Origin of the sequence: uncultured Desulfovibrio sp., assembly GCF_910584445.1 — a bacterium.
Taxonomy (GTDB): domain Bacteria; phylum Desulfobacterota; class Desulfovibrionia; order Desulfovibrionales; family Desulfovibrionaceae; genus Desulfovibrio.
The window spans coordinates 62,033-72,889 of record NZ_CAJUBO010000008.1 but is presented as its reverse complement, the minus strand read 5'-3'; the positions used below and the strand labels follow the sequence as shown (position 1 = coordinate 72,889).

Here is a 10,857-nt window from a genome sequence, read left to right as displayed (position 1 = left end):
TCAGAGGCTGCCGATAAGGCAGGCACAAGGACGGCATGGCGGCGGGACGACGCCGCGCAAGGAGGATATGCCATGACTCAGGTCGCGACGGCTCCGGGCCATGATCCGCACGACGACGATCTCATCCAGCTGGTCACATTCCGCATCGGCGAGGAAGAGTTCGGCGTGGACATTCTCGCCGTGCAGGAGATCATCCGCCTGATGCAGATAACCATGGTGCCCCGCGCGCCGGAATTCATCGAAGGGGTCATCAACCTGCGCGGCAAGGTCATTCCGGTCATCAACATGCGGACCCGTTTCAACAAGGCCGCGCATACCCCGGACAGCAACACCCGCATCGTGGTCATGGAACTGGAACAGAAGATCGTGGGCTTTCTCGTGGACGGTGTTTCCGAGGTCCTCCGCATCCCCGAAAGCACGGTGGAAGATCCGCCGCCGGTGGTCGCGGGCATCGGTTCCGAATATATCCGGGGCATTGGCAAGCTGGACAACCGGCTGCTCATCCTTCTGGATCTGGATCATCTGCTCGGCAGCATAGATTTCGTCCCCGCCTGAGCCTTTTCGGCGTAAGAACGCCCGGTTGCCGGTCAGGGAAGCCGTGGCGCGCATGTTCTCGGGCGCCGGGCGCGTGCCGCAGGAGACGCGCACAACGTCAGGGAAGAGAAAGGAAGGCTGGTCCGGAAGGACGGTACCACATCGGCGGACGGTCACGCGGGGGCGTGGCTGTCCGCCGATGTGCTTTTGGGGCCTATTGGGGCATGGCGATGCCCTGACACATGGCCGGTGCAAAAGGGGTTCTCTGAGAGCCGCCACATCACGGCTGCGCGGTGAACGGCAGGGACGCCTCGCCGCTAGAGCCAGGTGAACCAGTTTTTCCAGGAACCCTGGCGCTTTTCGCGGATCTGGTTCGCCTCTTCGGCGCGGAAGTTATGGTAGGCCGCCACGCTCTTTTCCTTGGCGTGTTCGGCGACTTCGGGCACATCCTTGAAGTTTTCCGCGATGAATTCATAACGGCGCCAGGCCGGACCGTATTTTCCCATATGCCAGAAGACATCCGCAATGTAGAGTTCATGCTCGGCCATGAGCTTGCGGCAGTTCCGCATATTTTCTTCAGCGCCCTTGGCGTAGGGCGTATCGGGATACGTCTGCTGGAGACGGCTGAAGCAGTCATAGGCTTCCTGCAGTTCCGTTGTGGCCCGGTCAATGGACCGGAACTGCTTCATGAGGGACATGCCCGTCTGGTACAGCACATAGGGGATGGCGTCATGGCGCGGGTGGAGCGCCTCAAAGTCCTTGTAGGTCTCGGCGGCGAGGTCATACTCCTCGTCAAGGAAGTAGGCGTCGCCCAGCGAAAGTTCCGCGTCGATGGTGTAGGGGCTGAACGGGTAGGTATCGCGCAGCTTGTTGTAGAGTTCAACGGCGCGCACATAATTCTTTTCGCTCATGGCGTCGTTGGCCGCTTCAAAGATTTCCTGTGCGGTATCCTCTGCCGGCGGCAGATAGAACATGTCGATGATGCCGCAGCCGGAAAGTGTGCCGAGACACAGGACCACCAGAAGACAGCGGAGCAGTTTTTTAGCCATCGAGCTGTTCCAGAAAGACAAAAGCCGACTGAGCGGCTGTTGCGCCGTCGCCCGCGGCGGTGATCACCTGGCGGCAGAGTTTGGAACGAATGTCACCGGCGGCGAAAATGCCGGGCACATTGGTGCGCATTTCCGTATCGGTCACGATGAATCCCTGGGCATCCCGCTCAAGGTTCCCGGGCAGATAGGCCGTTTCAGGGGCGAAGCCCACATAGATGAAAAGCCCGCTCACGGGCAGATGTTCCCGCTCGCCTGTCTTGACATTTTTCAGGCTGAGTCCCGTCAGCTCCTTCTCTCCTTCCAGGGCCTCAATGATGGTGCTGCGGTGCAGCTCCACCTTGTCGTTGGCGGCGAGCCGGTCCTGATAGACCTTGAGACCACGGAATTCATCCCGGCGGTGGATGAGATGCACCCTGGCCGCGATATTGGAAAGATAGAGCGATTCTTCCAGCGCGGCATTGCCGCCACCGGCCACGGCGACGGTCTGACCGCGATAGAAGTTGCCATCGCAGAGGGCGCAATAGGAAACGCCGTGACCGATGAACGCGTCCTCTTTGGCAAGTCCGAGCTTGCGGTGCCGCGCGCCCGAACACACCAGGACCGCGCGGGCATGATATTCATCGCTGCCCGCCGAAGCCCTGATGGTGAAATCGCCCGCAGTGCCGCTGATGGAAGTCACTTCCCCTTCAGGGCGCTCAACAGCGAGTCCTTCCAGGTGGGCCGCAAAGAGGTCCGCCAGCTCGTAGCCCTTGATGCCCGAGGGATAGCCGGGATAATTCTCCAGCTTTTCCGTGAGAAGCACCTGGCCGCCCGGCGTCAGTTGCTCGAACAGGAGCACCGAACAGCCGGAGCGCGCCAGGTACAGGGCAGCCGTTATGCCGGCAGGACCCGCACCAACGATAACGGCATCGTGCATTTTCATGCGAGGGCCTTGGTATCGAGAAGATCCTTGAGGGCGGACTTGGCGACGGCCCCGGTGATCTGCTCGACCGTGTCACCGTTCTTGATGAGGACAAGGGTGGGGATGGCGCGCACGCCGTACTTGGTGGGCGTGACGGGGTTCTCGTCCACATTCATCTTGCACACGCGGACGCGGCCTTCATATTCCTTGGCTATTTCGTCCACAATGGGACCCATGGCGCGGCACGGGCCGCACCACGGCGCCCAGAAGTCAATAAGGACAGGCAGGTCGGACTTGACGATGTTTCCAAACGTGGCGTCAGTGATCTGTTCAGCCATGATATTCTCCTTCAGGTTTCGGCGGCTGTGCCGCCGGAACGGGGCGGGGAGCATCCCGCACCCATTCCACACGAACGCGCATGGCGTTCCCGCTTGATGGCAACAAGCTCCGCCGCGCAGTATGCGCGCCGCCAGCGGCGGCGGACTGCCAGGCGGAGGGACGCGAAAATCAGCGCAATGGCTGCAAGATCTCACATATTTTCGCGCCGCAGGCGCAGATCCCGTGCGTGCCTTTGCACTGGCCCGCGGTCGGCAGCGTCGTGGACCCACCATGCGCTGCCGGAACGGGAAACCGCTGCTGCTCCTGATTTTCGGGTCCGCTGACGTTGGCAGCGGCCCATGAAGCGCCCGGAGGCGTCCACTAAGAGTCTTGTAGTTTCCCCGGCGCATGCTGTCAAGGCGTCAGGCCCGCCGCCAAGGTGCGGCTAGGGGGCATTCCGCAGGCGCATGTCGTCCGGGATCCTTTTGCCGCGCGGGATGGTCTCCATGTCAAGGCCGTGCCGATACCCCGCGTTCCCCAGAAGCCAGCCGGCATATGCCGTCATGACGGCGTTGTCGGTGCAGAGTCCGGGCGGCGGCACCAGGCAGCGGCCGCCGCGTTCCCGCATGAGTTCCTCTGCGCGCTGCCGGAGCAGGGAATTGGCTGCCACGCCACCCGCCACCACAAGCGTGCGGATGTCCGGGTTTTGTCGCAATGCCCGGGCCACCTTGACGCACAGGGTATCCACCACGGCGTTGTTGAAGGCGGCGCAGAAATCCCGCAGCTCCTGCGGCGCGGCCTCGGGGGAGGGCAGCGGCCTGGGCCAGGCGACGGGGCAGCTTTTTTCCAGCCAGAGCGCGGCGGCGGTCTTGAGTCCGCTGAAGCTGAAATCCAGACTGGCATTGTCCAGATAGGGCCGGGGCAGGACGATGGCCGTCGGGTCGCCGCCTTGCGCCAGCCTGTCCAGCAGCGCTCCGCCCGGATAGGGAAGGCCCGCCAGTTTTGCCGCCTTGTCGAACGCCTCGCCGGCGGCATCGTCCAGCGTGCGGCCCAGGGTGAGGAAACGCCAGGGCGCTTCCATGCGATAAATATGGGTGTGCCCCCCGGAAACCAGAAGGCCGAGGCAGGGGAAGGGCAGTTCGCCGTCAAGTCCGGCAGCCAGAAGATGGGCATGCAGATGATCGATGCCGAGAAACTGCGCTCCGGTGCCCAGCGCAAGCGCCTTGGCAAAGGCCACCCCCACCAGGAGGCTGCCCAGAAGGCCGGGGCCGCGCGCCGCGCAGACCAGATCGAGCGCGCGCGGGGCGATATCCGCCCGGCGCATGAGTTCATCGAAGAGCGGCCCTATGTAGCGGTAGTGTTCGCGCGAGGCCAGCTCCGGCACGACACCGCCGAAGAGGGCGTGGATGTCGGCCTGGCTGGCGAGCACCGAGGCCACGGGCCGGCCATCGGCCACCAGGGCCAGAGCGGTTTCATCGCAGGAGCTTTCTATGCCGAGAACAAGCATGGCGGATCGGGAATGCGCGGCTGAGGGCATGCCGGTCATTCCCCGGCCTCGCGAGACCGGGGAATGACCGGAAACAGGCGGTCTGTGACGCGGCGGCTAGGAGTGCTGGGCGTAGATGCGTTCCACCGCTTCCACATCCTTGCGCGAGCCAATGAAGAGGGGGGTCCTGGCATGCAGGCGATCGGGCCGTTTTTCCAGAATGCGCTGCCGGCCGTCGCTCGCCATGCCGCCCGCCTGTTCGGCGAGGAAGGCCAGAGGATTGGCTTCGCACATCATGCGCAGCTTGCCTTCCGGCTTGCGCTGGTCGGCGGGGTACATATAGATGCCGCCGCGGAGCAGGGTGCGGTGAAAATCCGCCACAAGGGCGCCCACATACCGGGCGGAATAGGGCTTGCCCTCCGGGCTTTGGCAGTTATGGAACCATTTGACGGCTTCGCGCGTGGGTTCGTCCCAATAGCGCCAGTAGCCTTCGTTGACGGAATAGATGGAACCCTGCTCGGGGATGTGCATGTCGGGATGCGACAGCAGAAATTCTCCCACGCCCGGGTCAAGCGTGAAACCGTGCACGCCCTGGCCGGTGCTGAGCACCAGCATGGTGGATGGCCCGTAGAGGATGTAGCCAGCGGCCACCTGCTGGATGCCGGGCTGGAGCACCTCCTCAAGGGTGACGTCGCCGCTGTTGCCGGCGGGACGCCGCAGAATGGAGAAGATGGTGCCCACATCCACGTTGATGTCGATATTGGAGGAGCCGTCCAGCGGGTCGAAGATGAGGATGTAGTCGCCCCGCGGAAATTCCGGCGCGACGCGGATGAGGTCGGCCTCTTCCTCGGAACTCATGGCGCAGAGCGCGCCGCACCGTTCCATGCGATAGATCATGATCCGGTTGGCGATGGAATCCATTTTCTGGACATCTTCGCCCTGAACGTTGACTTCCCCCGTTCCCCCGAGAATGTCGAGCAGCCCGGCCTTGTTGATGCGCCGCGCAATGGACTTGCCGGAAAGGATGAGGTCATAGAGCAGACCGGTGAACTGTCCGGTGGCGTGGGGCGAACGTTTCTGGTGCAGGAGAAGGTGCTCGGTAACCGTAATGTCAGCCATGAGAGCCTCCTTTGTTGGCCTGGCGGCGCCGGCCACGGCATGGACCCGCACGCCATGCGCGGGCGTCCTCCACATATCCTCAGTTGCGCGGTCCGAAGGGGCTGGGTCTGCCGCCCGGAAGCGTCGCCGGTTCCCGCGCAGGCGCGTCTTCGACCGGCGCGGTGGCCTCGGGGTCCGGCGCCGGGGCAGTTTTCTGCGGCCGGGTCTCTTCGGCAGCCGGCGCTTGAGGGGATTCCTCGGACGCGGGCCGCGCCGTCTCTTCCTGGGGCGCGCTCTCCTTCGGGCCGAAGGGGCTGGGGCGCGCGGGCGCCGCCTGATCCTCGCGTGGGCCGAAGGGGCTGGGCCTGCCGCCCGGCAGGGCGGGCATGTCCGCATCAGGGATGAGGTCCAGCGCGGGCGCCTGCGGGCGCTGCTTTTTCGGCGCGGCAGGACGCCGTGGCCGCTGCACGCGCTCGACCGGCACATTTTCGCCCTCCAGCTGCCGCTCCTGCACGCGCTGCCGTTCCTTTGCCTTGCCCTTGAGCAGGACGCTGTCTCGGCTGCCGGGAGCGATCTCATTGGCGGACCTGGCCGGGCGCTCCGCGCCGTTGGCGCCCGAAACCGCGTCAGCCGGGCTTGGGGCAGGACTCGCGCCCTCCATGCCGGCGGCACCGGCAAGGGGCGCCTCTTCACCCGGGGCGGCGAACGCCGGGACGGCGCCGTCCGTCTTTTTGGCGCGTTCAGGCATGGGCGGCGGGGGCAGCTTTTCGCGTTCCTGGGGGAAGAACTGGGCGCCCTGCTGCACGTCGCCATTGCCCTCCGGGAACGTCCCTTTTTCAGGGACGGCAAAAATGAGCGGCAGGTTGCCCAGATAACGGACAAGGTAGAAGAACGAACCCGTGGCATTGGTGCAGGTGCCTGCCGAACTGTGCTTGACGATCTCGCCCCAGTCCAGCCCGGCCAGGGGCGTGGCGGCAAATTCGTATTTGCCGGGCCACAAAAGGGCGGAGGGCGAAAGCACCACCATGTCCTGCGGATGCTCGGAATACTGCATCAGGGCGCGCATATCGAAATAGGCGACCACGATGCCGAGAAAATCGACGCCATCATAGAGCGGCGTGGCGAGCATGACTTCCGGCCCGAGCGGACTCGGTTGCACATCCGCCCGCAAGGCGCGGCTGTTCTGTTTTTTGTCTTCGTAGAGCAGGGGGATGAAGTCGAGTTCCTTCAGCGCGTTGGCCGGTTCCTGCCCAAGAATGGTGCCATCGTACTTGACGCCGGCAAATCCGCTGAGCCAGGGGAACGAAGCGAACAGGCCGTTGAGCCATTCGCGGGTGGGCGGCTTGTCGGCATTCTGCATGACACGCTCAAGCTTGCCCAGCTCCACATCGATGCCGATCATGCTTGTGGAAAGCGCCAGCGCCTGCGGCGGCAGATCGCCTTTTTCCTCATAGTCGACGCTGGCCGGAGGACTCACATAGGTGTTCCAGAGTCCCTTTGTCGTTTTCCAGACATTCTTGGTGGGCTGGTAGGCATTGCAGCCGCACAGGAATGCCGCGGCCAGCAGGACAAGGAAAGAGCGCAAGCAGAAATGTGACACCGTATTTCTCCGATTCTCCCGTACCATGTTCGTCAGAGATGCCGCGTCAGCTCTGTGCCCTGGCTTCCACCCGTTCCGCAAGAGCCTCGAGCATGCTGATGAGCCTGTCGGTGCTCCTGCCGTTTTCGCCCTCAACGGGAGGAACGGGCTGGGGGACATCGGGCTGGTGACTCATGCGGGCGGTCAGGGTGGCGATGCGGTGCTGGAGGTCCGCGCATTCCTCCGGCAGTGTGGCCGCTGCCGCCAGCTCGTTGTAGATGTCCAGCGCGCCCCTGATGTCTCCCTGTTCGGCAAGCACCTCGGCCATGGAACGCGTGCGGAGCGAAAAATGTTCTTCCCCGTCCTCCTCGGCGCGCGGGTCGTCCGTCGAAGGGGCCGCGCTCTCCCACTCGGGCGCCGGCTCCGCGCCGGCGGGGGCGTCGATGCTTTCAACGGGCGCGGCGGGCGCGGCCTGCCGCACCGGGGAGGCGGCGGTCATGCCGTGGTGCGCGGCGACGGCGCCGTGGTGGGGACCATGGTCCTGAAGGGTCTCCAGGCCCCGGTCGAGCACCTCATGCAGGGAAATGGGACCATGGAGGAAGTGCGCCGCAAGAAAGCGCAGCACGGTGGCCGTGTCCGCCTCGCCTTCCACCTCGGAAAGGCAGGCCGCCCACGCCTGCCAGAACCCGGCATAGGAGGCGAACATGGCGCTGAGCCGCTCGACCTGTCTGGCGCAGGCATCCTGCCGCCCTGTCCTGTACAGCAGTTCAATGAGAAAGAGCCGGGCTTCGAGAAATTCGCCGTGGCGTTCCAGGCCATGCTCCAGGGCCGCTATGGCCTCATCGTCGCGGTTTTCCCCGGCGAGCAGTCGGGCGAGCGGGAAGAAGACCTTGGAGTTCGGCTCCAGTTCGAGCACCTCTTTGTACCATTCAATCTTTTCCGTCATGTGCCGAGGCTCCGGGGCTGGGTTGGGCCGAGCTGCCAAAGAGGTAGAGCACCTCATTGTCCCGCATGTAATGCAGGCGCTGGCGAATCATTTTTTCCACATACTGGCTGTCGGACTGCAAAAGGCGGATGTCCTTGCTCAATGCCCTGTTTTCCGCGTCAAGGGTGCTGATCTCCGTCAGCAGGGCCGCGTGCTGGCGTTTGAGATCGCGGTATTCGACAAGCCCTGTGGGACCCCAGATCATGCGGCTGAACAGGGCGAGATTGAAAATGCCCAGAATGAGCAGGATGGAGACGCGCCAGAACATGACTATTGCAGCAGACGCCGGTCATGGGCATTCCAGCGTCGGGAAAGCCCGAGTTCCGTAAGCAGGGTGTCGGTGGCCCCTTCGAGACGCCGCACGTCTTCCTCCGCCAGATCCATGCTGTCGATGCGGGAAAGAAAGGTCTTCAGCGAAGCGAAATCCTCATCGAAGCTCCTGCCCGCCCCCGAGGCGCGCATGCCGGGTTCCAGTTCGAGGATCGTCTGGATGCAGTTCTTGAGGCGGATCTGCAGCCTGCTCATGCCGATTTTCCTGCGGAAACGGTGTTCGCCGCGTGCCGGTAAAAATACCGGCAGTAATTGACCCCGGAAAATACGGCAACGGCCATGGAGGCGTAGAGCAGCACCTCGCCCGCGGGCCAGAGTTCAACGCCGAAAATGGGGTAGTGGAGCGTGAGGGGGATGATGGCGGCGATCTGGAGCACCGTCTTGGCCTTGCCGAACCTGTCGGCGGCCAGGACGATCCCCTCGTCGATAGCCATGGCCCGCAGCCCCGTCACCACCAGTTCGCGGCAGACGATGACGATGACGACCCAGGCCGGCGCCCAGTCGAGCTTGACGAACATGATGAGCACCGAGCAGATGAGCACCTTGTCCGCAAGGGGATCGAGAAATTTGCCCATGCTGGTGACCATGTCGGCGTGCCGCGCTATGTACCCGTCGATCCAGTCGGTGATGGCGGCAAAGATGAAGACCAGAGCGGCCAGGATGCAGAGCGTCGGACCCTGGAAATACAGGAGGACGACGACAAGCGGCGCCATGAGGATACGCAAGAGGGTGATTTTGTTGGCAAGGTTGAGCATTGCTCCTCGCTCGCGCCTGGAGGGATTCGACTGCTCGTTCAGCGGTAGCATAAAACCGGGCCGGAGAAAAGAGGAAAAACGCGCGCCCCGCCTGCCTGCGTTCCGTGCGGAGGAGGCGACAGATGCAGGGCGCGCCGGTCCGTTTGTCTGGTTCCGCTTCCGGCTGAAGCCGCTATTTCCGGGCCGCCGGGGCGGAGAGGCCCTCCAGGCTGCCGTCGCAGGCTTCGGCAATGGCGTCGGCCAGCGCCAGAAAGGCCGTCTTGGCCGGGCAGTCGCCCTCAAGGTTCACGACCGGGACGCCGCGGTCCGCGGCCACGACAGTGGCCGGGTCCAGCGGGATGGACCCCAGGAAGGGGATGCCGCAGCTTTTCGCCAGCTCACGGCCGCCGCCTTTCTTGAAAAGGTCGATTTCCGTGCCGCAGTTCGGGCAGACAAGGCCGCTCATGTTTTCCACCATGCCGAGAATGGCCGCATCCGCATACTGGAGGAAGTTGATGGCCTTGCGTACATCCGCCAGGGAAATCTCCTGCGGAGTGGTCACCACGACGCACTGGGCGTCCGGGATGCTCTTCAGGACGGTCATGTGCTCGTCGCCGGTGCCGGGAGGGGAATCGATGAGAAGATAATCGAGAGCGCCCCATTTGACGTCAGCCAGAAACTGTCTGATGGCCGAGGATTTTTTGGGACCGCGCCAGAGGATGGCCTGGTCCCTGTCCTCCAGCAGGGAATCCATGGAAATGACGGAAAGATTGTCGTTGCACACCGCGGGCAGCATGAGACCGGTGGCGGCGTCGATTTCCACGGAACCCTTGAGACCGAGGAGATTGGGGACGCTCGGGCCGTGCATGTCCACATCCAGGATGCCGACCTTGTGACCACGGCTGGCAAGCGCCGCCGCCGTATTGACGGTGACGGAACTCTTGCCCACGCCGCCCTTGCCGCTCATGACGAAAATCTTGTGGCGGATGCCGCCCAGGGTCTGGGCGATGCGTTTGTCCTGAAGCGCGAACTGGTCGTTGCAGTTGCCATCGCCGCCATGCGTGGTGGAATGCGAACAGGATGCGCCCGACGGACAGGAAGAGCAGGATGACATGGCATTTCCTTGGGGCTGAACGTTACGGAAGGCGGGAGATCACGGCCGCCAGCCATGATCGCCCACAAGATCCACAAAGATGACGGGACCCAGGTCTTCCGTATCCGTCCGACCCAGGTGCTTGTGTACTCTCAGGAGGCGCTGCGTGCGCGGCCGGGACCCCACCGGTATCAGCAGGATGCCGCCCTCGGCGAGCTGGTCGAGAAGCGGCGCCGGGACTTCCGGCCCTCCGGCGGTGACGATGATGCGCTCAAAGGGCGCGGCCAGCGGCAGCCCCCTGGTGCCATCGCGGCAATAGGTGCGGATGTTCGCCAGTTGCAGCGATCGCAGCAGCGCGCTGGTGGCGGCGTGCAGTTGCGGCATGCGCTCCAGCGAAAAGACCGCGCAGCCCATGGCCGCGAGCACTGCCGCCTGATAGCCGGAACCTGTGCCGATCTCCAGCACGCGCATGCCGGGCTGCGGCCGGAGCATGGCGGTCATCAGCGCGACGATGGAGGGCTGGGAAATGGTCTGACCAAAGCCAATGGGCAGCGGAGTGTCTTCATAGGCATGGGCGCGGAGCGCCTCCTCCACAAAGAGATGCCGGGGCACGGCGCCCATGGCCGCAAGCACGGCCGGAGCCTCGACGCCCCGTTGCGCGAGCTGCCGGGCGAGCGCTTCCACCATGCGCTGCCGAAGGCGCCGGGGGTCCACCTGGGGCGTGCCCGGAAGGCGTCCTCCCGCAACGCC

At 64.1% G+C, this 10,857-nt stretch carries 13 protein-coding genes; 1 reads left to right on the top strand and 12 read right to left on the bottom strand.

Features of this window, described 5'->3' with window-relative positions:
• The first annotated feature begins 72 nt into the window (after positions 1-72).
• A complete protein-coding gene (locus QZ294_RS05335) occupies positions 73-555 on the top strand; it encodes a chemotaxis protein CheW (protein WP_297047684.1) in 483 nt (160 codons plus the stop codon).
• A gap of 296 nt (positions 556-851) precedes the next feature.
• Here the strand turns inward: QZ294_RS05335 and QZ294_RS05330 are convergent, their stop codons facing one another.
• The 12 genes from QZ294_RS05330 to QZ294_RS05275 all read right to left on the bottom strand — a co-directional run bounded on the left by QZ294_RS05330 (position 852) and on the right by QZ294_RS05275 (position 10,794).
• Complete coding sequence (locus tag QZ294_RS05330; RefSeq protein WP_297047682.1) at positions 852-1,583, bottom strand: outer membrane protein assembly factor BamD; 732 nt, start codon at positions 1,581-1,583, stop codon at positions 852-854.
• Positions 1,576-2,505 carry a thioredoxin-disulfide reductase gene (gene trxB, locus QZ294_RS05325; protein WP_297047679.1) on the bottom strand — a complete coding sequence of 310 codons (930 nt, stop codon included), beginning with the start codon at positions 2,503-2,505 and terminating at the stop codon, positions 1,576-1,578. The genes QZ294_RS05330 and trxB overlap by 8 nt, the downstream gene beginning before the upstream one ends.
• Positions 2,502-2,822: a thioredoxin gene (gene trxA, locus QZ294_RS05320; protein WP_297047677.1), complete on the bottom strand. Its 321-nt coding sequence runs from the start codon at positions 2,820-2,822 to the stop codon at positions 2,502-2,504. Before trxA ends, trxB begins: the two co-directional genes overlap by 4 nt.
• A 425-nt stretch (positions 2,823-3,247) precedes the next feature.
• Positions 3,248-4,309, bottom strand: coding sequence for a tRNA (adenosine(37)-N6)-threonylcarbamoyltransferase complex transferase subunit TsaD (gene tsaD / locus QZ294_RS05315; RefSeq protein ID WP_297047675.1), 1,062 nt, complete (start codon positions 4,307-4,309; stop codon positions 3,248-3,250).
• A gap of 96 nt (positions 4,310-4,405) precedes the next feature.
• Positions 4,406-5,407, bottom strand: a complete 1,002-nt coding sequence (gene fbp, locus QZ294_RS05310) for a class 1 fructose-bisphosphatase (RefSeq protein WP_297047673.1) — start codon at positions 5,405-5,407, stop codon at positions 4,406-4,408.
• Between the two features lie 79 nt (positions 5,408-5,486).
• Positions 5,487-6,986 (bottom strand): hypothetical protein, encoded by a 1,500-nt coding sequence (locus QZ294_RS05305; protein ID WP_297047671.1) that lies wholly within the window; start codon positions 6,984-6,986, stop codon positions 5,487-5,489.
• Between the two features lie 46 nt (positions 6,987-7,032).
• Positions 7,033-7,911 (bottom strand): tetratricopeptide repeat-containing protein, encoded by an 879-nt coding sequence (locus tag QZ294_RS05300; RefSeq protein WP_297047669.1) that lies wholly within the window; start codon positions 7,909-7,911, stop codon positions 7,033-7,035.
• Positions 7,895-8,218 (bottom strand): septum formation initiator family protein, encoded by a 324-nt coding sequence (locus QZ294_RS05295; RefSeq protein ID WP_297047668.1) that lies wholly within the window; start codon positions 8,216-8,218, stop codon positions 7,895-7,897. The genes QZ294_RS05300 and QZ294_RS05295 overlap by 17 nt, the downstream gene beginning before the upstream one ends.
• Positions 8,219-8,220: 2 nt before the next feature.
• Positions 8,221-8,475 carry a hypothetical protein gene (locus QZ294_RS05290; RefSeq protein ID WP_297047666.1) on the bottom strand — a complete coding sequence of 85 codons (255 nt, stop codon included), beginning with the start codon at positions 8,473-8,475 and terminating at the stop codon, positions 8,221-8,223.
• Positions 8,472-9,035, bottom strand: coding sequence for a CDP-diacylglycerol--glycerol-3-phosphate 3-phosphatidyltransferase (gene pgsA, locus QZ294_RS05285; RefSeq protein WP_297047664.1), 564 nt, complete (start codon positions 9,033-9,035; stop codon positions 8,472-8,474). The genes QZ294_RS05290 and pgsA overlap by 4 nt, the downstream gene beginning before the upstream one ends.
• A gap of 172 nt (positions 9,036-9,207) precedes the next feature.
• Positions 9,208-10,128, bottom strand: a complete 921-nt coding sequence (locus tag QZ294_RS05280) for an Mrp/NBP35 family ATP-binding protein (protein WP_297047662.1) — start codon at positions 10,126-10,128, stop codon at positions 9,208-9,210.
• A gap of 39 nt (positions 10,129-10,167) precedes the next feature.
• Positions 10,168-10,794 carry a protein-L-isoaspartate(D-aspartate) O-methyltransferase gene (locus tag QZ294_RS05275; RefSeq protein ID WP_297047750.1) on the bottom strand — a complete coding sequence of 209 codons (627 nt, stop codon included), beginning with the start codon at positions 10,792-10,794 and terminating at the stop codon, positions 10,168-10,170.
• Between the last annotated feature and the right edge of the window lie 63 nt (positions 10,795-10,857).

Excerpts from the sequence above, each read along its gene's own strand:
- QZ294_RS05335 (WP_297047684.1), top strand. The coding sequence starts at position 73 with ATGACTCAGGTCGCGACGGCTCCGGGCCATGATCCGCACGACGACGAT.
- QZ294_RS05330 (WP_297047682.1), bottom strand. The coding sequence starts at position 1,583 with ATGGCTAAAAAACTGCTCCGCTGTCTTCTGGTGGTCCTGTGTCTCGGC.
- trxB (WP_297047679.1), bottom strand. The coding sequence starts at position 2,505 with ATGAAAATGCACGATGCCGTTATCGTTGGTGCGGGTCCTGCCGGCATA.
- trxA (WP_297047677.1), bottom strand. The coding sequence starts at position 2,822 with ATGGCTGAACAGATCACTGACGCCACGTTTGGAAACATCGTCAAGTCC.
- tsaD (WP_297047675.1), bottom strand. The coding sequence starts at position 4,309 with ATGCTTGTTCTCGGCATAGAAAGCTCCTGCGATGAAACCGCTCTGGCC.
- fbp (WP_297047673.1), bottom strand. The coding sequence starts at position 5,407 with ATGGCTGACATTACGGTTACCGAGCACCTTCTCCTGCACCAGAAACGT.
- QZ294_RS05300 (WP_297047669.1), bottom strand. The coding sequence starts at position 7,911 with ATGACGGAAAAGATTGAATGGTACAAAGAGGTGCTCGAACTGGAGCCG.
- QZ294_RS05295 (WP_297047668.1), bottom strand. The coding sequence starts at position 8,218 with ATGTTCTGGCGCGTCTCCATCCTGCTCATTCTGGGCATTTTCAATCTC.
- QZ294_RS05290 (WP_297047666.1), bottom strand. The coding sequence starts at position 8,475 with ATGAGCAGGCTGCAGATCCGCCTCAAGAACTGCATCCAGACGATCCTC.
- pgsA (WP_297047664.1), bottom strand. The coding sequence starts at position 9,035 with ATGCTCAACCTTGCCAACAAAATCACCCTCTTGCGTATCCTCATGGCG.
- QZ294_RS05280 (WP_297047662.1), bottom strand. The coding sequence starts at position 10,128 with ATGTCATCCTGCTCTTCCTGTCCGTCGGGCGCATCCTGTTCGCATTCC.
- QZ294_RS05275 (WP_297047750.1), bottom strand. The coding sequence starts at position 10,794 with ATGGTGGAAGCGCTCGCCCGGCAGCTCGCGCAACGGGGCGTCGAGGCT.